The organism is Ruegeria arenilitoris (assembly GCF_013035315.1).
Taxonomy (GTDB): Bacteria; Pseudomonadota; Alphaproteobacteria; order Rhodobacterales; family Rhodobacteraceae; genus Ruegeria; species Ruegeria arenilitoris_D.
In genome coordinates, this window is record NZ_WQHP01000003.1 from 249,105 (window position 1) to 270,034 (window position 20,930).

The 20,930-nt window shown below is 60.2% G+C and carries 19 protein-coding genes; 9 read left to right on the forward strand and 10 right to left on the reverse strand.

Annotation, left to right across the window (positions count from 1 at the left end):
- Positions 1–153 precede the first annotated feature (153 nt).
- Positions 154–1,302, reverse strand: a complete 1,149-nt coding sequence (locus GOV53_RS08580; protein WP_170465423.1) for a Hint domain-containing protein — start codon at positions 1,300–1,302, stop codon at positions 154–156.
- A 148-nt stretch (positions 1,303–1,450) separates the two neighbouring features.
- Entirely contained in the window at positions 1,451–2,428 is a 978-nt protein-coding gene (meaB, locus tag GOV53_RS08585; RefSeq protein WP_170465916.1) for a methylmalonyl Co-A mutase-associated GTPase MeaB, read from the reverse strand.
- 84 nt (positions 2,429–2,512) lie between these two features.
- On the opposite strand from meaB, the gene GOV53_RS08590 reads away from it, so the two are divergent.
- The 4 genes from GOV53_RS08590 to GOV53_RS08605 all read left to right on the forward strand — a co-directional run bounded on the left by GOV53_RS08590 (position 2,513) and on the right by GOV53_RS08605 (position 7,833).
- Positions 2,513–3,217 (forward strand): DUF3108 domain-containing protein, encoded by a 705-nt coding sequence (locus tag GOV53_RS08590; protein ID WP_170465425.1) that lies wholly within the window; start codon positions 2,513–2,515, stop codon positions 3,215–3,217.
- Positions 3,218–3,258: 41 nt separating this feature from the next.
- Positions 3,259–5,694 carry an ATP-dependent helicase HrpB gene (hrpB, locus tag GOV53_RS08595; protein WP_170465427.1) on the forward strand — a complete coding sequence of 812 codons (2,436 nt, stop codon included), beginning with the start codon at positions 3,259–3,261 and terminating at the stop codon, positions 5,692–5,694.
- Positions 5,695–5,804: 110 nt separating this feature from the next.
- Positions 5,805–6,263 (forward strand): NUDIX hydrolase, encoded by a 459-nt coding sequence (locus tag GOV53_RS08600; protein ID WP_170465429.1) that lies wholly within the window; start codon positions 5,805–5,807, stop codon positions 6,261–6,263.
- A gap of 91 nt (positions 6,264–6,354) precedes the next feature.
- The gene (locus tag GOV53_RS08605) at positions 6,355–7,833 is read left to right on the forward strand and encodes an inorganic phosphate transporter (protein WP_170465431.1); all 1,479 of its coding nucleotides are present in this window, start codon (positions 6,355–6,357) and stop codon (positions 7,831–7,833) included.
- Here GOV53_RS08605 and GOV53_RS08610 read toward each other — a convergent pair whose 3' ends face one another.
- The 3 genes from GOV53_RS08610 to GOV53_RS08620 form a co-directional block, all read right to left on the reverse strand.
- Complete coding sequence (locus tag GOV53_RS08610; protein WP_170465433.1) at positions 7,834–8,808, reverse strand: 2-dehydropantoate 2-reductase; 975 nt, start codon at positions 8,806–8,808, stop codon at positions 7,834–7,836.
- 67 nt (positions 8,809–8,875) lie between these two features.
- Positions 8,876–9,838: a pirin family protein gene (locus GOV53_RS08615; protein WP_170465435.1), complete on the reverse strand. Its 963-nt coding sequence runs from the start codon at positions 9,836–9,838 to the stop codon at positions 8,876–8,878.
- A gap of 114 nt (positions 9,839–9,952) precedes the next feature.
- The gene (locus GOV53_RS08620; protein ID WP_170465437.1) at positions 9,953–10,789 is read right to left on the reverse strand and encodes a phytanoyl-CoA dioxygenase family protein; all 837 of its coding nucleotides are present in this window, start codon (positions 10,787–10,789) and stop codon (positions 9,953–9,955) included.
- 193 nt (positions 10,790–10,982) lie between these two features.
- Here GOV53_RS08620 and GOV53_RS08625 point away from each other — a divergent pair, with 193 nt between their 5' ends.
- Positions 10,983–11,471, forward strand: coding sequence for a twin-arginine translocation pathway signal (locus tag GOV53_RS08625; RefSeq protein ID WP_170426642.1), 489 nt, complete (start codon positions 10,983–10,985; stop codon positions 11,469–11,471).
- Between the two features lie 5 nt (positions 11,472–11,476).
- Entirely contained in the window at positions 11,477–12,076 is a 600-nt protein-coding gene (locus tag GOV53_RS08630; protein ID WP_170465439.1) for a ferric reductase-like transmembrane domain-containing protein, read from the forward strand.
- Here the strand turns inward: GOV53_RS08630 and argF are convergent.
- Both argF and GOV53_RS08640 read right to left on the reverse strand, forming a co-directional pair.
- On the reverse strand, positions 12,073–12,999 hold the full coding sequence (gene argF, locus GOV53_RS08635) for an ornithine carbamoyltransferase (protein WP_170465441.1): 927 nt from the start codon (positions 12,997–12,999) through the stop codon (positions 12,073–12,075). The genes GOV53_RS08630 and argF overlap by 4 nt on opposite strands.
- A gap of 28 nt (positions 13,000–13,027) precedes the next feature.
- Positions 13,028–14,215: an aspartate aminotransferase family protein gene (locus GOV53_RS08640; protein WP_170465443.1), complete on the reverse strand. Its 1,188-nt coding sequence runs from the start codon at positions 14,213–14,215 to the stop codon at positions 13,028–13,030.
- A 293-nt stretch (positions 14,216–14,508) separates the two neighbouring features.
- Here GOV53_RS08640 and GOV53_RS08645 point away from each other — a divergent pair, with 293 nt between their 5' ends.
- On the forward strand, positions 14,509–15,393 hold the full coding sequence (locus tag GOV53_RS08645; RefSeq protein WP_170465445.1) for a DMT family transporter: 885 nt from the start codon (positions 14,509–14,511) through the stop codon (positions 15,391–15,393).
- Positions 15,394–15,406: 13 nt separating this feature from the next.
- Here GOV53_RS08645 and GOV53_RS08650 read toward each other — a convergent pair whose 3' ends face one another.
- Positions 15,407–16,210, reverse strand: coding sequence for an ABC transporter permease (locus GOV53_RS08650; protein ID WP_170465447.1), 804 nt, complete (start codon positions 16,208–16,210; stop codon positions 15,407–15,409).
- 128 nt (positions 16,211–16,338) lie between these two features.
- Between GOV53_RS08650 and GOV53_RS08655 the strand changes: the two genes are divergently transcribed.
- Both GOV53_RS08655 and GOV53_RS08660 read left to right on the forward strand, forming a co-directional pair.
- Positions 16,339–16,914, forward strand: coding sequence for a GcrA family cell cycle regulator (locus GOV53_RS08655; protein WP_170426647.1), 576 nt, complete (start codon positions 16,339–16,341; stop codon positions 16,912–16,914).
- A 3-nt stretch (positions 16,915–16,917) separates the two neighbouring features.
- Positions 16,918–17,562 carry an NUDIX hydrolase gene (locus tag GOV53_RS08660; RefSeq protein ID WP_217361245.1) on the forward strand — a complete coding sequence of 215 codons (645 nt, stop codon included), beginning with the start codon at positions 16,918–16,920 and terminating at the stop codon, positions 17,560–17,562.
- A gap of 1 nt (position 17,563) precedes the next feature.
- Here the strand turns inward: GOV53_RS08660 and GOV53_RS08665 are convergent, their stop codons facing one another.
- Both GOV53_RS08665 and GOV53_RS08670 read right to left on the reverse strand, forming a co-directional pair.
- Positions 17,564–18,640: a DUF2235 domain-containing protein gene (locus tag GOV53_RS08665; protein ID WP_170465449.1), complete on the reverse strand. Its 1,077-nt coding sequence runs from the start codon at positions 18,638–18,640 to the stop codon at positions 17,564–17,566.
- Positions 18,618–20,909, reverse strand: coding sequence for a xanthine dehydrogenase family protein molybdopterin-binding subunit (locus tag GOV53_RS08670; RefSeq protein WP_170465451.1), 2,292 nt, complete (start codon positions 20,907–20,909; stop codon positions 18,618–18,620). The genes GOV53_RS08665 and GOV53_RS08670 overlap by 23 nt, the downstream gene beginning before the upstream one ends.
- Between the last annotated feature and the right edge of the window lie 21 nt (positions 20,910–20,930).

Here is a 20,930-nt window from a genome sequence, read left to right on the forward strand (position 1 = left end):
TTTGTTTCTGGAGGCCGGGCAGATGCCCTCGGCCAAATCACAAGGGGCGCAACCCGAAGTCGCGCCCGAAAACTGGTTGGATGCGTGTAGTGGGAATCGCCGGAAGGGTCAAGACACACCACGCGGATTCTTTAGCCCCACACCATATTCCTGTCAGCGGGTGTGCAACCGGTCCTTCAACAGAGGTTTATTGTTTTTCAAATGCCGCGCAATCAGTTGCGACTGCTGTCGGCCCTTTGGGATAAAATGGGCAGGTTCGGGAGCATGGCTGGTTTTGGCCAGCTCGGGAAAAATATCGAAAATCTCTCGCCGCGCTTCGGGATCCAGTGTCCTCAGCGCTTCGGGACCGGTAAACAGGCTTTCACTGGGGGCGTTTTCCGCGAAGACAATCTCATGCTGGTCAAAAAGCAGGTGAAAATACTCGACGCTGTCGACCGAGTCGTCAACGAACACACCAGGCACAGCAGTCAGCTTGATCGCGGGGATCAAAACCTCGGACGTACCAAACATGCGCTCGGCGATCTTCGACTGCACCAGCATGCGGTGCTGCCGCGATACCAGCAAATCGCGGGCGGGCAGCCCTCCGCCCAGCGCCCCGGCCAGAATGCGCACGGGTCTGCGCCTTGGATCATCGGACAGTACAGCACTGCCAAATCGACGGCGTCCGATCCACCGGATGGGTTGCAGACCATTGTCTTGGGTTTTGATTCTGTCGCCAGTTCGAAGGTCCTGAACAGGAACGGGCCCGTTCTGTGTCTGGATCAGGGTGTCACGGGTAAAGCACAAAAAACCTGTACCATTCTCAAACCCGCTGTAGAAAACCACGATACCTGAGGGCAGCTCGAAACTGCCACTGGACAGGGAGTAAGACTGCCCCGCGACAACAGTGAACGTCCCGAAATTGGCGTCGGTCACAACAGTGCCCACAGGCAGGTTGAGAGAATCCTGACCGCCGCCGCCCCTAACATCGCCGGTGACCTCGGTTCGGATGAAGTTCAGGGTGTCGTTGCCCTGCCCCAGACGAATGTCTCCGATCAAAGCGTCGTAAACGGTGACCGTGTCCGAGTTTCGCCCAGCGTTCAGCTGCCCGCCGATCTCGGCGTTGAACACCGTGATAGTGTCATTTCCCGCATTGCCGCGCACATTGCCAGAGATCGTACTGCTGACAACCGTGATATCGTCATCGCCGCCCAGCGCGCGAATATCATCGATCGGCGTCCCCTGCGGTGCGCCATTCAGCGTACCCTGATCGCCCGTAACGTCGATATTGTCAGCACCAGGCGTGCCATTGATATCGGGCATTTTCGACCGTCCTCGACGCGATTAACTTTCGGTTTGCCCCCGTTTGGGCAGTGTGTCCTTCCCTAAATCAGCAGTGCAATCAGAAGGTGTGTTCGAATCCAGAATACATGGCGACCGCGAACTTGCCACCTTTGCGACGCCGTCACGTCTATTGTGTTGCCAGGATGCTCAGCATTTTGTCAGCCGCCACGCTGGGGCTTAGGCTGCCCTGTCCAACTGCGGATCCCAGGCGGTCCATTTCGGCCCGGGCGTTTGGCGTGTCCAGTCGTGAAAGCAGGGCGTGCCGCACCTCTTGATCGAACCAAAACCGCGCCTGAGACGCGCGGTTAGACTCCCAGTGGTCGGCCTCGCGCCGCCAACTAGACAAAGCCTGCATCTCGCCCCAAGCCTGTTCCAGCCCGTGTTCCTCGACCGCCGATACGGTCATCGCCTTGGGAAACCCTTCGGGGTCCTGCGGACGCTTGCGCAGCAGCCGCAGGGCACCGGCATAGTCCGCGCAGGTTCTGGTGGCTGTTGCCTTCAGATCACCATCCGCCTTGTTCACAAGGATCATGTCGGCCATCTCCATGATGCCGCGTTTGACGCCCTGCAACTCATCGCCGCCCGCCGGGGCCAGCAACAGCAGGAACAGATCGGACATCTCAGAGACCACCGTCTCGGACTGCCCGACACCGACAGTTTCGATCAGCACCACGTCAAACCCAGCGGCTTCACACAATGCGATCGCTTCGCGCGTGCGCCGGGCGACACCGCCCAGATGAGACTGACTGGGCGACGGGCGAATAAAGGCGTTCCTCTCGCGGCTCAGTCGCTCCATCCGGGTCTTGTCGCCCAGAATAGACCCGCCAGATCTGGCCGAGCTGGGATCGACGGCCAGGACCGCCACGCGCAGCCCTTGCGCGATCAGCATCATGCCGAAGCTTTCGATGAATGTGGACTTGCCGACCCCCGGCGTCCCCGACAACCCGATGCGCAGCGATTGCCGCCCGGACTTGGCCAGATGCGCCAGCAATTCCGACGCCTGCGCACGGTGATCGGCACGGCCACTTTCCACCAAAGTGATTGCCCGGGCCAGCGCACGCCGGTCTCCGTTCAAAATCTTGTCACCTAGGCTGTCTATTTCCATTCCGACCCCGATCTCTTGCGGCATGACTACTTGCCGCCCCGCGGGGTAGTTTGTCCAGACCGGAGCATCAAGGAAACGTACCCAATGCCTGCATTTCGCATCTGTGTGTTGCTGCTGATCCTCTGCCTGCCCACAACGGGCATCGCCGAACAAAGCCGGTTTGCACTGCGCGCGCTGGGGGTGAAGGTGGGCGAAATGGCGTTGACCTCGGACCTCAGCACCTCGGGCTATGCTGTTCGGGGACGGCTGTCGACAACCGGGTTGGCCGGAGCGATCAAACGCGTGAGTTTCGTGCTTGAGGCCCAAGGCAGGCGAGATGGGAACCGGTTCTTCCCCCGACTGTACATCGAAGATATGGACACCGGACGCCGCGAATCCCGTGTTCGGCTCGAGTACAGAAATGGCGTCGCGCGGGCCAGCGGCCCCAAGATCAGCGATCGCGGCGAGTATGCGGTGACAGATGCACAACAGCGCGGTGCGGTGGACCCTTTGACGGGTATCTTCATGGTGTTGCGGGATCAGGATACAGCCTCGCTGTGCACGCTGCGGCAAAAGCTGTTTGATGGAGAGCGGCTGACTGAAATCGCCCTCACGCGACGGATTGAGGAAAAAGGTCAGATCCGGTGCGTCGGCGCGTTTACCCGGCTGGCAGGCTATCCGCCCGGCGACCTGCGTACCGGAAGTCGTTTTCCCGTGTCGGTCACCTATGTGCCTTTCGGCGATATGATGCGGGCAACGCGCGTCGAAGCGCAGACGATTTATGGCGCGGCAGTTGTCGTTCGGAAATAGCGGAACTGGACCTCGCCCCGCAGTTGGCGGATAAAGCGCCAATGACACCACGCCTGCCTATTGATGACGCCATCCCCGACTTGCTTGCGGCCCTGCAGGCCCATGGCCGGGCTGTTCTGCAGGCTCCTCCGGGTGCAGGCAAAACCACACGGGTCCCTCTGGCGATGCTCGAGGCCAATCTGTGTGAGGGCAAGATCATCATGCTCGAACCGCGCAGGCTGGCCGCACGCGCCGCGGCAGAGCGGATGGCGGAAACACTTGGTCAGCGCGCGGGCGAAGCTGTTGGCTATCGGGTCCGCGGAGAGGCCAAGGTTTCCAAAGCAACCCGCATCGAAGTGGTAACCGAGGGTATTCTGACACGAATGCTGCAATCGGACCCCGATCTGCCCGGCGTCGGCGCGGTCATTTTCGACGAATTCCACGAACGATCGCTGAACGCAGATCTCGGGCTTGCCCTGTGCCTTGAGGTCACCGGAGCGCTGCGGGACGATCTGATCCTGCTGGCCATGTCCGCGACGCTGGATGCCGAACCCGTTGGTCAGTTGATGAATGCGCCGCTGGTCACATCCGAGGGGCGCAGTTACCCGGTTGAAACCCGCTGGCTGGATCGCCCACTAGGGGCGCAAGCAAGGCGACTGGATGCGCTTGTTGATCTGGTCGTTCAGGCCCAGCGCGAAACAGAAGGCGGCATACTGGCCTTCCTGCCCGGTGAGGGCGAAATCCGCCGGGCCGAGGCGGCCTTGTCCAGCCGATTGTCCGGCAACTGCGTGGTAAGGCCGCTTTTTGGGGCGATGCCATTCACAGCCCAGCGCGCCGCAATCGCCCCGGCCGAAACGGGGCGCAAGGTAGTGCTGGCAACCTCGATCGCTGAAACCTCGCTGACCATCCCGGATATCCGCGTTGTTGTTGATATGGGACAAGCCCGGCGAGCGCGGTTCGATCCGGGCTCGGGCATGTCGCGGCTGGTCACCGAACGGGTAACACGCGCTGAGGCCACCCAGCGCGCGGGCCGTGCCGGGCGCGTGGCCGAGGGTGTGTGTTATCGCCTTTGGTCCAAGGGTGAAGAAGGCGCGTTGTCCGCCTACCCACCAGCCGAGATCGAAGCAGCCGACCTGACCGACCTTGCACTGGAACTGGCGCTTTGGGGAGCTGAACCAGACGATCTGGCGTTCCTGACGCAGCCCCCCGAAGGCACAATGGCCGAAGCCCGGGCGCTGTTGACCATGCTGGGCGCACTGGATGCCAAAGGGCGGATCACCGATCACGGTCGGGCGCTGTCCTCCCTGCCCCTGCATCCGCGGTTGGGACATATGTTGGTGACCGCGGGGGCGGATGCCGCGCCACTGGCCGCGTTGATGGCCGAGCGGGATCCACTGAAAGGAGCCCCTGCGGATCTGCTGTTGCGACTTGAGGCCATGCGCGACCCGCGCGCGTTTCAGCGCAACCGGGTCTGGCAGGTCAACACTGGGACCGTTGAACGGATCAAGGCCGAGACCAAACGACTGAAAACGCAGAGCGACAGGTCAGAGCTTGGCCCTTCAGCGATGGCCGCGCTGGCCTATCCTGACCGCATCGGGCAGCGCCGCAAAGGCGACGTGCCGCGTTACGTCTTGTCGGGCGGCAAGGGTGTGGTGCTGGCAAGCGACGACACTCTGGCTGCAGCCCCGTATCTGGTGGTCACCGACACAGATGGAAACCCGCGAGAGGCCAAGGTGCGCATGGCGGCACAAATCTCAGAGCGTGAAATTCGAGAGCTTTTCGCGGATCAGATCGAATGGGTCGACACCTGCGCGTGGTCGAAACGCGAACGCAGGGTCATCGCCCGGCGTCAGGAACGCTTTGGCGCTATCACATTGGACGATCGCATCTGGAAGGACGCGCCGGATGAAGCCGTCGCACTCGCCATGCTGGACGGCGTTCGCGATCTGGGCCTGCGTCTGGATGGGGCCGCCGCACGTCTGGCCGCCCGGGTCGAGCTGGTGCGGGCCGAAGGGGCCGACCTGCCGGATTTCTCGCTGGATGGGCTATTGGACACGCTGGACGATTGGCTGCTGCCCATGCTGTCGGGCCAGCGCAATGCCGACGATTGGAAGCGGTTCGATCTTTTGCCTGCCCTGCGCGCCCGACTGGATTGGACGCAGACGCAGGAACTCGACCGCCGCGCACCGGGCTCGTTTCAGACACCATTGGGCCGCAAGGTGCCCATCGACTACGGCGGTGCGGTGCCCGAGATCTCGGTCCGACTGCAGGAACTGTTCGGTGTGACACAACATCCGGTCATAGGTGGAGAGGCGCTGAAGATCACGCTCTTGTCCCCTGCGCAACGCCCGATCCAGATTACTCGCGATCTGCCCGGGTTCTGGGCAGGGTCATATGCGGATGTGCGCAAGGACATGCGGGCGCAATACCCCAAACACCCCTGGCCCGAAGACCCGACCCAAGCCGATCCTACGCTGCGCGCCAAACGACGGAGCTGATGTGTTTCCAATGGGAAATTCTCACCCTCCTGAAGAAACATTGATGCATCCGAAATAAACTGTTAAGACGCGTCACTTTACTTTTGGAAACGCGAAATACTGCTTAACCGATGACGACATGGCTGCGAAATATGTGGGAAGAGGTCGCCCGGCCTTTTATCCTGCGCCCACACCGGGTGCAGTTTGCAGCCCTGTGCATGCGTGACGGTGAGAATGGCGAAGAGGTTTTGCTGATCACCAGCCGTGATACCGGCCGCTGGGTTATTCCGAAAGGCTGGCCCATGGACGGCAAGGACGGGGCCGAGGCCGCTCTGCAAGAGGCGTGGGAAGAAGCCGGGGTTCGCCCGCAGCAGCTGCATCGCGACCCCATCGGCCATTACAGCTATGACAAACGCTTGAATGACGGATCCGCCGTACCGGTCCGAGCGACGGTTTACCGTGTGGATGTTGCAGAGCTCGCGGATGACTTCCCCGAGGTCGACCAACGCAATCGCAAGTGGTTTCCCCCCAAAAAAGCTGCTGATCTGGTGGATGAGCCGGAGCTGAGCGCATTGCTGCGGCAATTGTAACAGATTTCCAACAAAGTTCCGTGAGGCTGGTTGCAACACTTTCGACCAGCCGTTAAGTGCGCCTGTCAAATCAAGGCACCTTCAAAAACCTATGTCGAACGCAAACCAAAAAAACCGCTGGCAGGCGCTGGACAGCGACCTGCACCGTATTTCGCGCATTGAGCACGCGAATGTTCACGTCGCGCGCCCGATGCTGGCGCCCGGTATCGCGCTTGCCTTCATCGCGTTGGCAGGCCTGACCGCGGCCGTCTTGTTTGGCCAGGCAGAAGGCGGATTAATCGTGATCGCGGCCGCCGGTTTTGGGGCCTATATGGCCATCAATATCGGTGCAAACGATGTGGCCAACAACATGGGCCCCGCAGTTGGCGCAAATGCCCTGACCATGGGTGGCGCGATCGCCATCGCGGCCGTTGCCGAAAGCGCCGGGGCGTTATTGGCCGGAGGAGACGTGGTTTCGACGATCTCCAAGGGCATCATCGACCCCGCCTCGGTTCAGAACAGCAACGTCTTTATCTGGGCAATGATGGCAGCGCTGATCTCATCGGCAATGTGGGTCAATCTGGCCACGTGGGTAGGCGCGCCTGTCTCGACTACGCACTCGGTCGTGGGCGGCGTAATGGGGGCCGGGATCGCGGCAGCAGGCCTGAGCGCGGTCAGCTGGGGTACGATGAGCGCAATCGCGGCCAGCTGGGTGATCTCACCCGTTCTGGGCGGGGTGATTGCGGCAGGGTTTCTGGCGCTGATCAAAGCGAAGATCCAGAACCAGGACGACAAGATCGCGGCTGCGCGCCGTTGGGTACCGATATTGGTCGCCGTTATGGCCGGAGCGTTCGCCACCTATCTGGCCGTCAAAGGCCTCAAGCGACTTGTAAAAGTCGATCTGGAGATGGCTTTGCTGATCGGTCTGGCCTCGGGCGCGTTGGTCTGGTCGATTACAGTTCCATGGGTGCGCCGCAAATCCGAAGGGCTTGAGAACCGAACCAAATCGCTGAAAACACTGTTTGGCTTGCCGCTGGTTATCTCTGCTGGGTTCCTGAGTTTTGCTCACGGCGCCAATGACGTGGCCAACGCGGTTGGGCCACTGGCCGCGATCGTGCACGCGGCCGAGTTCGGAGATTTCGCCACCAAAGTGACCATCCCAACCTGGGTGATGGTAATCGGGGCCTTTGGCATTTCGTTCGGCCTGTTCCTGTTTGGCCCCAAGCTGATCCGTATGGTCGGCAGTCAAATCACCAAGCTTAACCCGATGCGCGCCTTCTGCGTGGCACTGTCGGCGGCAATTACGGTTATTGTGGCCAGCTGGTTGGGGCTGCCGGTCAGCTCGACCCATATCGCAGTGGGCGCTGTATTTGGCGTTGGGTTCTATCGGGAATGGCACCAGAATCGACGCCGGACGAACTCCAACCGCCAACGCTCGTCCGATCACCGCTTGGCTGTGGAAGAGTATCGCCGCCGCAAGCTGGTGCGCCGGTCGCATTTCATGACCATTGTTGCGGCCTGGGTCATAACGGTTCCAGCTGCGGCGACCATGTCGGCGGTTATCTTTTGGATGCTGACTGCCTTTACCTGATTAGGGGCGGATTTGGTCCGGTGTCAGGCTTTTGTCCGGCCTCCCCTCGATCAGCGTGTGCACTTTCTCGCAGATCGGCGTAGGGCAACCGTTCTGGGCCCCAAGTCGAATGATTTCGCCTTGCAGGCTGTCGATTTCCGTCACGCGACCGGCCATCAAATCATAGGCCATCGACGTCCGTGCGCTGGGATCAATGGTCAGCATACGCGCAGCGATCCTGCTAAACAGTGGCGTCGGAAGGCGCAGGATATGTGGCGTTATCCAGGCGGGCAACGGAGTGGTCGAGGCCACCGGAAGACCCGCAGCACGCAGCACCGTCAGGGCCTCGACCATCTGATCTGCCATGAGGCCACGCCAATTGCGGTCCATCAGTTGCTCTTTCAACGTCATTACCGACAAGGCATTCAACGCGTTGTTCAGGTTGATGACCAGCTTGCCCCATTGCACGGCTTCGATCTGATCGCTTTCGATCACAGGCAGCTCGGTGGAACTGAGAGCCTGCCCCAAACCGCCGGGGCCAGACTGGATCACGATCTCTCCTGACGTTGCACGGTGAAAGCAAGCGGGTTCGGGGGGGACAACATTGAACGGCACCATCCCGGCGCGTACGTCATGCTCGGGCAAGGCCTCGCGCAGTACTCGGGCGTTCTCCATGCCGTTCTGCCAGGACAACACAGGGACCGACGGCGGAGTAAACCGTGCGATTTCACCAGCCATATCTGCCGTCGCGGCAGCCTTGACGGCGACGATCACAACCTCCGCCTCGGACAAGCACTCCGGGCTTTCGGACAACGTCAGGTTTTCAGCCTTCACATGCCGACGCAAGCCCGAGAAATCGGTGATGGTCAAGCCGCTGTCACGTATAGGATCCAGAATTCGGGCCCGACCCAACAGGGTGACCGCATGGCCTGCATCCGCCAGCAAGGCCCCACAATAACAACCAATGCTACCAGCACCTGCGATAACGATTTTCATGGTGATCCTCCCCTGATGGCGAGGATTGCCGGTATCGCGGTTCCGAACAAGGCCTCCTGACGCTTGGTCAGCGTGCAAGTCTTGGGCTTGTGCGCTCCAGTTCTTCCGAGATCGGAATGAACTCCTGATCGTCACCCGGTGGCAGGTGGAACGCCCCGTTGGCCCAATCAGCCGTTTTCCATTCACGGGTGGCGTTTTCGATCTTTTCCTTCGATGAGGACACAAAGTTCCACCAGATGTACCGATCCTCGTTCAACGTGGCTCCGCCCAACAACATCAGGCGCGCGCCCGTCGGTCCTGCTTTGACCGACAGATGATCGCCCGGCCGGAACACCATCATGCGACCCTCATCAAACGTATCGCCAGCAATCTCGACCGAACCTTGGGTGACATAGACCCCACGATCTTCGTGGTTGTCCGGCAAAGGAAATGCTGCTCCGGGTTCAAGCTGGACATCCAGATAGAAAGTCTCGGACAGCATCGTCACCGGGCTGGTCTCACCATAGGCAGACCCCAGGATCAGCCGCGCGCTTACGCCCGTGTCCTGAATATGGGGCAGCGCCCCCTGCTTGTGGTGTTCAAAATCGGGGGCCATGTCCTCATGCGCTTCGGGCAGAGCGATCCAGGTTTGGATACCGAACAGGCTATGCCGTTTGCCCCGCGTATCCTCGCTGGTGCGTTCCGAGTGGGTCACGCCCCGGCCGGCAACCATCCAGTTGACCTCGCCTGGATAGATCATTTGATGAGTGCCCAGGCTGTCCCGGTGTTCGAATTCGCCTTGATACAGATAGGTCACGGTGCCCAGACCGATATGTGGGTGCGGGCGGACATCAATGCCGCCGTCAGTAATGAACTCGGCTGGTCCCATCTGATCGAAAAAGATGAACGGCCCGACCAGTTGACGTTTGACCGAGGGCAACGCGCGCCGCACTTCGAACCCGCCCAGATCGCGGGCGCGTGGGATAATCAGCGTTTCCAGCGATGCGTTTTCGGACTTGCATTCGGGGTTGTGGGTCGGATTCCAACTCATGCCTTCTCTCCCATGACATGCGCATTTCGTTCATACATGCAGGATATAATCCGTATTTTACGCTTTCAATTCGCACAGACGCACAGACTTGGTGCGGGCGAGACGCAGACGAAATTAGGCGCGCGGCCAAAGTCTGGGGAAGAAATCCCCGTCCAGCCGATCCCCTTCACTGTAACCGGCGGCCTCGAACTGCGCCCGTTCATCCTTGGCCCAATCGCCACGATACCGGATGACCCCATCCGGAGCTGTCATCCTAAGCGTAAAGCGGCGCACAGTTTCGGTCGGGGTGACCGAGGACAGCCCCCCATGCAGCGTTCGCATGTCAAAAAAGATGCAGTCACCCAGATCCATATCCCATTGCAGCAATTCGTACGCATCCGGATCGGCATTGACGTCCGGCGGCGGGTGATAGGTCTGCCCGGCGACTTCGGTAGGTTCATAGCTGGGATGCCCATCTGCAAACCGCACCCGCATGAACAGTTTGTCCCACAGGTGCGAGCCTTTGACGAAGGCGATGCCATTGTCCTTGCTGACCGGCTCGAGCGGCAGCCACAACACGCACATGGTGCCTTCGAAATCGAAATACGACAGGTCCTGATGGAATGGCGGGCGAGAGGTAGACCCAGCCTCGCGCAGGAACCAATTGTCCATGACCAAATTGATCGAAGGTGCGCCCAGCAATTGGGCCGCCAGCTCGGCGCAGGGCGAGTTTTGAACGAAATCCCGAAACTGCGGAATCTTGTTCCACGCCCAAAAATCCTCGAAATACGCCGGTGCGCTCGGGTCTTTAGTATGGCGGGTAAAATTGTCGGTCGGCTGAGCCAGATCAGCATCGATACCTTCGCGCAACCGCGCCAGCCAGTCTTCCGAAAACTTCGACCGCAAGACAACGGCGCCGTCACGTTGGAAGGCCCGGATGTCGTCGTCTGATACAGCGTCTTCGGCAGTCATGGCGCAGACCTTCCTGACAGGAAATGACTGGGTTCAGGATTGCATCGGGGCCGGGCCATCGTCAAAGGAATTCACAATTTTGCCGAGCGACCCCACTGCCCCTCGGAATGCAATCCAATCGTGCTATCTTTAGCGCGAACTGATGCGCGACCCTGTCGCGGCATCTTCTAACGCGTGAAACTGAGAGGTTTGCATGACCGGTGTTACGTTCTCTCGTCGTTCTCTGATTGTGACCGGTGCGTCTGCGCTGGCAACCGGTGCAACAGGTCTGATGGTGCCTGCACGCGCCAAAGGTGTGGCCCCGACCCCGTCGATGCGCGGCGGGTCCAACAATTATCGCCCCGGCGCGCCAATCGTGGATCGGATCGGTGGCGGTGGGTTCTGGATGACAGGCACAGTTCGGCGAGCCGGTGACGGAGCTCCCCTGCCCGGTCAGCGCATCCAGATTTGGGCGCATACCACCGAAGGGCACGAGCGCGACCCCCAAAGCCACGGAGCAACTCTCACCGATGCGAACGGAGAGTTCCGGCTGGAAATGCCCCAGATCGTACCCGCGTTTGGGCAACCGCATGGCCATCTGGCCTATGACAGCGGCGAGTTCGAAACGGTGTTCCTGCGTCCGATCATGGCCAGCTCCAAGGATAAGACCTTAGCTGCGCATTTCGTGCTGCAGCCCGCCTGACCGGAGTGCGGCGAAATCTGGCAATTTGGACCGGTGTGATCCTGGCGGTGGCCGTGCCGATCGTGGCGGCGGCGAACAGCCCGCTGCTCGCTTGGCGTGAACCGGTCTACATCGTAGCCGGTTTTGCGGGGGTGATCTCGATGTGTCTGCTATTGATGCAGCCCTTGCTTGCCGCGCGTTTGTTGCCGGGTTTGTCCCCGGTGACCAGTCGCCACTGGCACCGCTGGTGTGGTCTGGCTTTGGTCGCGGCGATCCTGATCCATGTCGGCGGTTTGTGGGTCACCAGCCCGCCTGACGTGATCGACGCGCTTTTGTTTGTGTCCCCGACACCGTTTTCAGCGTGGGGCGTTACGGCCATGTGGGCTGCTTTCGGCGTCGCGCTGCTGGGCTTTGCCCGTCAGAGATTGGGCCTACGGTTCCGGGTCTGGAGGTTGGGACATACAAGCCTTGCGGCGGTGACCATTGTCGGCAGCGTCGTGCATGCCCTGCTGATCGAAGGCACAATGGAAATCATGACCAAATGGGCGCTCTGCGCACTGGTCGTATTGGCGAGCGTTCGGGCGCTCGCCAAACTGCGTGTATGGGATGTGCGGCGTCGGGCTTAGACGCCCAGGCACCAACGCATTACAGCCTTTTGCGCATGCAGACGGTTTTCTGCCTCGTCAAAGATGACCGAGTTGGGGCCGTCCATCACCTCGGACGTGGCTTCTTCTTCGCGGTGCGCAGGAAGGCAGTGCATGAACAGTGCATCCGGTTTGGCGTGCGACATTAGCTCGGCATTGACCTGATAAGGCCGCAACAGATTGTGGCGGCGCTCTTTCGCGGACTGGGAATCGTGCATCGAGACCCATGTGTCCGCGACTACCAGATCGGCCCCCTCGACCGCTTTGAACGGGTCGCGTTCGACCACGATCTTAGACCCTTTCTGGCGCGCAAAGCCCATGAACTCTTCTTCCGGATCGAACTGAGCCGGTCCGGCAAAGGTCAGGTCGAACCCGAACTGACCAGCGGCATGCAGGAACGAGGCGCAGACGTTGTTGCCATCACCAGTCCAGACCACCTTTTTGCCCGCGATGGGGCCGCGGTGTTCCTCGAACGTCAGCACATCCGCCATGATCTGGCAGGGATGGGTACGATCAGTCAGGCCGTTGATGACCGGAACGTCGGAATATTCCGACATCTCGGTAAGAATGGTCTCGTCAAAGGTCCGGATCATGATCATGTCGACATAGCGCGACAAGACGCGGGCGGTATCTGCGATGGTTTCGCCGTGGCCCAACTGCATGTCCTTGCCGGACAGCACCATCGTCTGGCCGCCCATCTGCCGCACACCCACATCAAACGATACGCGGGTCCGGGTGGAAGGCTTTTCAAAAATCAGCGCGACCATCCGGTCCTTAAGCGGTTGTTCATCGTCCAGCGCCGCCTTGGGGCGACCAAGACGCGCCTGTTTCATTGCGCCCGCCTGATCAATCATGGCCCGCAGATCGGCCGCGTCGGTTTTGTGGATATCCAGGAAATGGTTCATTTCAGTTCACTTTTTATTCGAGTGTATCTTAGGCAGAGGTCATCGACTGTTCGACCTGCGCGGCCGCTTTCTCAAGCCGGATTACAGCTTGGGCGATGTCGTCCTCGGTCAGGGTCAGCGGTGGCAGCAGGCGGATCACATTGTCGGCTGCAGGAACGGTGATGACCTCATTGTCATAACCGGCATTGACCATGTCTATGTTAGGGGCTTTGCACTTCAAGCCCAGCATCAGGCCGGTACCACGCACCTCTTCAAAAACATCGGGGTGGTCGGCGATCAGGCCTTCCAGCTTTTGACGCAGCATCCCTGCCTTGCGGTTTACGCCTTCAAGGAATGCGGGCGTAGCCACCTGATCGATAACCGCGCAGCCCACAGCACAGCCCAGCGGGTTACCGCCATAGGTCGAGCCATGTGTGCCTGCGGTCATGCCACTGGCAGCCTCTTCGGTGGCCAGAACAGCGCCCAGCGGAAAACCTCCGCCGATGCCTTTGGCGACCATCATGATGTCGGGCGTGATCCCTGCCCATTCATGAGCGAAAAGCTTGCCGGTCCGGCCTACGCCGCACTGAACCTCGTCCAGGATCAGAAGAAGTCCGTTTTCATCGCAAATCTGGCGCAGCGCCTTAAGTTCCGCATCGGGTACGGGACGGATACCGCCCTCACCCTGAACAGGTTCGATCATGATTGCGGCAGTTTTGTCTGTGATCGCGTTGGTGACACCGTCGAGATCTCCGAACGTAACGTGTACGAAACCCGGCAATAGCGGCCCGAAGCCCTTGGTCATCTTTTCCGACCCGGCAGCCGCAATACCAGCCGAGGACCGGCCGTGGAACGAGCCGTCAAAGGTAATGATCTCGACCCGGTCAGGCTGACCTTTGTCATAGAAATACTTGCGGGCCATCTTGACCGCCAACTCACAGGATTCAGTGCCCGAGTTCGTGAAGAACACCGTGTCTGCAAAGGTATGCTCGACCAGTTTGTCCGCCAGCGCCTGTTGCTGCGGAATGTGATACAGGTTCGAGACATGCCAAAGCGCATGCGCCTGCTCGGTCAGCGCATTGACCAGTGCGGGATGGGCATGGCCCAGCGCGTTCACCGCGATCCCGGCCCCAAGGTCCAGGAAACGTCGGCCATCCGCCTCGGTCAGCCAGGCGCCTTCGCCCTTTACGAAAGTCAGGGGCGCACGGTTGTAGGTCGGCAGAACGGACGGGATCATCGGATCATCCTTTTCAGATAGTTTGAGCCTTGTGAGTGATACACGTGGCCCATGTTCGTCAACTGATTTGGTGGGAAATGCGCCGATTTGGACAGCGCAAACAGATCAAAGAGGCCGGTTACGCGGCAATGCGTCGGCGTCGGACTCGCAGGATATGTGCGGTTTTGATCATGCGGGCCGTATAGCCAGATGCCGCGCCCCTGAAAACCCTGAAATTGGAAAGCCGCAAAAATACTTGTCGCGTCGGGCATTTGATCCTTGCCATTTTATCGGCGCTGGCGCACCGCTGCGTTATGTTTGTCGCCAAGACCCATAACCCGCCGCTTGCGGCCGTGTTGATCACCGCAGCCAGTGCCCTGCTGGCCGGAACCACACTGCTGGCCAAGGCGTTGGGAACAGATACACTAGGACCGGCGTTGCATCCGATGCAGATCAGCCACGGACGATTCCTGTTTGCTTTTGTGGTGATCGTTTCTGCCGTAGGCATCCTGCGCCCGCGCCTGCAACGCCCGCATTGGGGGCTGCATATCGGGCGAACCAGCTTTGGCTGGGCGGGGATCACACTGATGTTCGCCTCGGTCGCATTCATTCCGGTTTCGGATGCGACGGCGATTTCTTTCCTGAACCCTGTCTTCGCGATGGTTTTGGCGATTCCCTTGCTGAAAGAGGGCGTCGGTCCTTGGCGCTGGCTCGCCGCTGCGGTCGCCTTGCTTGGCGCGCTTATCCTTCTCAGACCCACACCCGCCAGTTTTCAACCCGCTGCGTTGCTGGCTCTGTCCGCTGCGGCGATCATTGGAATGGAGCTGATTTTTATCAAAAAGCTCTCGGGACGTGAGATTCCGATACAGATTCTGTTGATCAACAACGCAATGGGCCTGACGATCGCCTCAGTCGCCGTCAGCTTTGTTTTCCAAATGCCAACACCACAACAATGGGCAGCGCTGGTCGCGATTGGGGTGCTGATGGCCTGCGCGCAGGCGTGTTTTGTGAACGGTATGGCGCGGGCGGATGCCTCATTCGTGGCACCGATCAGCTACGCGACGCTGATCTTCGCAGCGTTCTACGATTTCGCGATTTTCGGGGTTGTCCCAGACGGCATCAGCATGATCGGATCGGTCATCATCCTGACGGGCGGGCTAATCCTTGTTTGGCGCGAAGCGCGGGCGCGTAGGGCCTAACGGCCATCCCTACTCAGGCCTTCAAGCGGTAGCCGGTCCGCAACATCTGCCAGGTCAGCGCGCCAACCAAAACGGTCGCGCCGGTACACACCGCGATCCCCAACCAGGGAGAGCTGTCGGACACCCCGATCATTCCATAACGCAACCCGTCAATCAGATAGAAAACCGGGTTCACATGGCTCAGCCGGTTCAGAATCGGTGGCAGCGCCTGCACCGAATAGAACGTACCAGACAGAAACGCCAAGGGTGTCACGATAAAGTTCGTGATCGCCGCCATCTGGTCGAATTTGTTGGCAAAAATCCCGGCGAAAAGACCCAGCGCGCCCATGAACGCTCCACCCAATACAACAAAAACCAATGCGATCAGAGGGTCTTGCGGGTAGATGCCCAAAACCAGCGCAAGCGCCGCCGCAACAACACAGGCGATCAGGACGCCCCGAACGATGCCACCGGCCAGATAGCCCAGCAGGATCTCAAGCGGCGACAAAGGCGGCATTAACGTATCGACGATGTTGCCCTGAACCTTCGCAATCACCATCGACGACGAAGTATTGGCGAAAGCGTTCTGGATCACCGTCATCATCATGATGCCGGGCGCCAAAAAGGTCAGAAACGGCACGCCCATCACGTCTGGTCGCCCGGGACCGATGGCGATGTTGAAGATGAGCAGGAACAGCCCAGCCGTCACAAGCGGTGCCAAAAGCGTCTGGGTCCAGACCGCCAAAAACCGCAGCGTTTCACGCTGGGCCAACGTGTACAGACCCATCCAATTGACCGCTCCGAAACGGCGTTCACTGTGATCTGCGGTAATCTGCATCTTCTGCCCTCATCCTGATTCGAGAACCGCTTGTAACTCGGGACGCAGTGATTAGAATAGGGTGCTGAGACGAATTTCGAAGGCGGCCCGAATCCGGGGCCGCTTTCCCCTTTTTTGAAAGGAAGCGCATGTCCTGGACTGATGAGCGCGTAGAACTGCTCAAGAAGATGTGGGGCGAGGGCCAGTCGGCCAGCCAGATCGCCAAAGAACTGGGCGGCGTAACCCGCAACGCGGTCATCGGCAAGGTGCACCGCCTGGGTCTGTCGAACCGTGCAACCGGCGGCTCGCCCGCCAAGGCCGAGCCCAAGGAAAAGCCGGCACCCGCGCCCAAGGCCGAGGCCAAGCCAAAGCCCGCGCCCAAAACGGAACCCGCGCGACCGGCCCCTGCCCCGGCCGCCGAGGCAAAGCCTGCCGTTCCGGCGCGCCGCCAGATCATCCCGGCCGGACAACCGCTGCCGCCGCAGCCTTCAGCCAACGAAATCAGCCCCGAGGCGCTGGCCAAGGTCAACGAGGTCGAGAAAAAGGCCAAGAAGCTGACGCTGATGGAACTGACCGAGAAGACCTGCAAATGGCCCGTCGGCGACCCTGCGACCGAGGATTTCTGGTTCTGCGGCCTGCCGGTTGAAGCGGGCAAACCCTATTGCGAGGCGCATGTGGGCGTGGCGTTCCAACCGATGAGCTCGCGCCGCGACCGGCGGCGGTAATCCATGCACCAGGATCCGACAGCGATGGAGGATACCTGGCTTGCTCAGGCAAAACGATTGCTGGCGCTGGCCGAAACCGGCCAGCACTTTACAAAAGATCCGTTCGACCGCGAACGTTATGACGAAATCGCAATTATCGCCCGCACCATGTTGGCCGATCTGGGGCGTGTACCACTGTCGCGGATCGACGGATTGATATCAGAACACGCGGCAGGCTGCGCTACGCCCAGCATCGACATTCGGGGCGCAGTGATCTGCGATGGGCGTATTTTGCTGGTGCGCGAACGTTGCGACGGAAAATGGGCGATGCCGGGCGGGTTTGCCGATATCGGCAACTCGCCAGCAGAAAACATCGAGCGCGAAGTTTGGGAAGAAGCAAGGTTGCGCGTTAACGCAAGGCGTCTTTATGCCGTGCACCACAAAGCGCGACATCCATACCCTGCAGATGTGAGAGATTTCTACAAGTTGTACCTTCTGTGCGACGTCGCAGGTGAGGCTTTCCCGGAAGCCGGGCCGGAAACAAGCGAAGCAGCATTCTTTGCGCCGGAGAACTTACCCCAACTGTCACTAGGACGAACCATTGAGGCCGATATCACTGCCGCGTTTCAAGCCAAGGCGGACGATGGGAAAATGACGCGTTTCGACTGAGTTACTGCGCCGGATGTGACGGCAAATCTGGCATCGGTACCCAGCCCGGCAACTCGTCCGGCGCGACAGAGACGTGCAGATGCTCGGACCGGTCCCGCCCCACTTTCCGATGTTTACGCAGCAGGAAAATCTTGCCCCAGCCGCGCCAGGTGCCGACAGATTGCGCATGCGTGTCCGTTGGGAAGCGGTCACGCCACCCGTCAGGCAACTGCAGGCCGTGCAGCTCGGCCTTGTCCAGCATCCATATCAGAGAAATGTTGCTGAGCGGACGCGCCTCTTCAAACCCGTTCAATTGCCCACCGACATCGCCATGGGTGCCGCGGAACCAAACCTGTTCTACGTGGCCTTTGAACTCTGGTGTACATTTCCACAGGACCGGCTCGAACACCTCACGCGTCTCGTCCAGGGCCAGAGCATGGTATCCGTGGCGGGTGGCGGGGCCAAGCTGGTGGTTGTGGAAGGAATGGCGTTCCTCGGCCCAGCGCCACAGCAGCGGAAGGCGCAGGCCCAGCGCCTTGACCGTATCCCAGACGCCGACCATCTCGATCGCCACGTCCGCATGACAGAATTTTTGCCGGAACACGGCTGCAGCGGACCCGCTGGCGTTGCATTCATAGTGCCGGTAGGCCTGCTTGATATTCCGCACGGTGGCATGTTCGGCCTTGAGCAGACCGATCATGTCGATCACGCCTGCGAGGCTGCGCACCCCATATGCGCCGCGCGAATACCCTATGAAATAGATCCGGTCGCCGGGCTTATAGCGCGACGCAAGGTAGCCGTAAGCGCGGCGGATCTGCCGGTTGATGCCACGCCCCATCATCACGTCCAGAGAAGACTTCCAGTTGTCCCATTGCACGCCGGATTCGTAAAATACGGATACCTGACTGCCCATCTCGCGGCACAGGCGATAGGCTTGTCCCGCATGGGTTTCAAATCCGGGTTCAAGCGTCGACATCGTGCCGTCGAGGATAATGACATGGCTGACAGGCTCGCGATGGAGCGCTTCGGCGGAGTGCTCGGACCGCAAAGGCCGTCCGAGCCATCCCAGTACCTTTCTACTCAGCCGCGACAGAACCATGCGTCAGCAATTCCCATACTCTTTGAGGTGTGAATGGCATATCGGCCTGCCGCACCCCGTGATCCCAGAGCGCATCCTGAACCGCGTTTGCCACTGCGGCCAGCGCGCCCACGGTGCCGGCTTCTCCGCATCCTTTCATGCCCATCGGGTTAGAAGTTGACGGAACCGGCGCCGAGGTAAACTTAATCATGGGTATCTCGGCGGCGCGGGGCAAGGCGTAATCCATCAACGAAGCCGTGAGCAGTTGCCCCTGCGCATCATGCACAACATGCTCGCTCAGCGCCTGACCGATCCCTTGGGCCACGCCGCCATGCACCTGCCCTTCGGCCAACATCGGGTTGATAAGGTTGCCGAAATCGTCAACCACGATATAGCGGTCGACCCAGGTTTCGCCGGTGTAAGAATCGATCACGACTTCGGCAACATGGGCACCGTTGGGATAGCTGCGCGCATCCAGTTCGGCGCGCGCCTCGTGTCGCAACAGGTCTGTGCGCCCATCGGCACGGGCCATCTCGGCCGCCTCGGTCAGGGTGGGCGTCAGGTTCGAACCCGGCGCGCGAAAGGTTTCGTGGTCGAAATACACATCGTTTTCCTCGACCCCCATCTTATCGGCAAGATAAGGCGTGAATGCGGCGATCATGACGTCAATCGTGGCAAGGGTCGCCGTACTTTGCACTGTGACCGAGCGTGACCCGCCCGTTCCTCCGCCATGCGCCAGACGATCGCTGTCACCTTGCACCACGTTGATCTGATCCAGCGGAATCCCGGTCTGGTCCGACAGGAAATGCGCATACACCGTCTCATGCCCCTGCCCATTTGATTGGGTGCCAACATAGAGGTTCACGGTGCCATCCTCGCAGAATTCGACCTTTGCGTTTTCCGAAGGGTCACCCAAAATACTTTCGATATAGTAACACAACCCCTGCCCTCGGATCAGGCCGCGTTCGGCATCGGCTGCTTTGCGGTCGGCGAACCCCTGGCTTTGCTCGCCGGCGCGGGACAGGACCATGTCGAAATCGCCCACGTCATAGGTTTCACCGGTCGCGGTTTTGTAAGGGAAGTTCTGAGGTTTGATAAAGTTGCGTCGACGCAATTCCCAGGGATCCACGCCCAGTTGCCGCGCCGCGCGGTCGAGGACACGCTCCAGCACATAGATTGCCTCGGGTCGGCCTGCGCCGCGATAGGCGTCGACCTGTGTGGTGTTGGTATAAAACCCCTCGACCCGCAGATATGTGGTCTGAACATCATAAACGCCCATCAGAACCTTGCTGAACAGATTGGTCTGAATGGCCTGCCCGAAATGACTACTGTATGCGCCCAGATTGACTTTGCTGTGCACCCGGTAGGCCGTGATGTTCAGGTCTTCGTCAAAGGCCAGTTCCGCAAGCGATGTCAGGTCGCGACCGTGGTGGTCCGACAGCATCGCCTCGGACCGGTCCGACATCCAATGCACCGGTTGGCCCAGCTTCATCGCGGCAACGGACACGCAGAAATATTCTGGGTACGGCATCACCTTCATGCCGAACCCGCCGCCGACATCCGGAGTGGTGACGCGAATTTCCTCTGGCTTTAGCTTCAGCTTTTGCGCCAATTGCCCGCGCATCGCCCAGACACCCTGCCCGCCGTAGGCAAAGTGCAGCCGTCCATCGGCCCAACTGGCCTGACAGCCGCGCGGCTCGATCGACGTAATGATCACACGGTTGTCGGCGACGTTCAGCGTAACGGTATGGGCGGCGGACTGAAAGGCGGCCTGGGTCGCCGCTTCGTCGCCCAACCCCCAGTCGAATGCCCGGTTGTCGAGTACCTCAGCGTGCAGTGGCTCGCCGCCCACTTCAACGTCCAGCTTTGCGGGCAGATCATCGGTCTCCATCCAGATCAGCTCAACCGCGTCTCGCGCCTGCGCCAGTGTATCTGCAATCACAACGGCTACAGGCTCGCCGACGAACCGGGCGCGATCCTTTGCCAGCATGTGTCGGTCGGGTATCGCGGTCTGCGAACCATCGCGGTTCGGTACTGCAGCGGCATTCATGACGGTTTCGATACCGGCCGCCTCAAGATCGTCCAAAGTAAGAACAAGACGCACGCCGTCTGCCTGTCGCGCGGCGTCCAGGTCAAGCGCGGTTATCCGGCCATGAGCGACCGGGCTGCGGAAGAACGCTGCGAACAGGGCGTTTTTGGGTACTGCGTCGTCCATGTACCGCCCCTGCCCGGTCAGAAACCGTTGATCCTCGATCCGTTTGACGGGCTGGCTTCTTCCGAACTTTTCCATGCTGTGCTCCTGCCGCTGCGA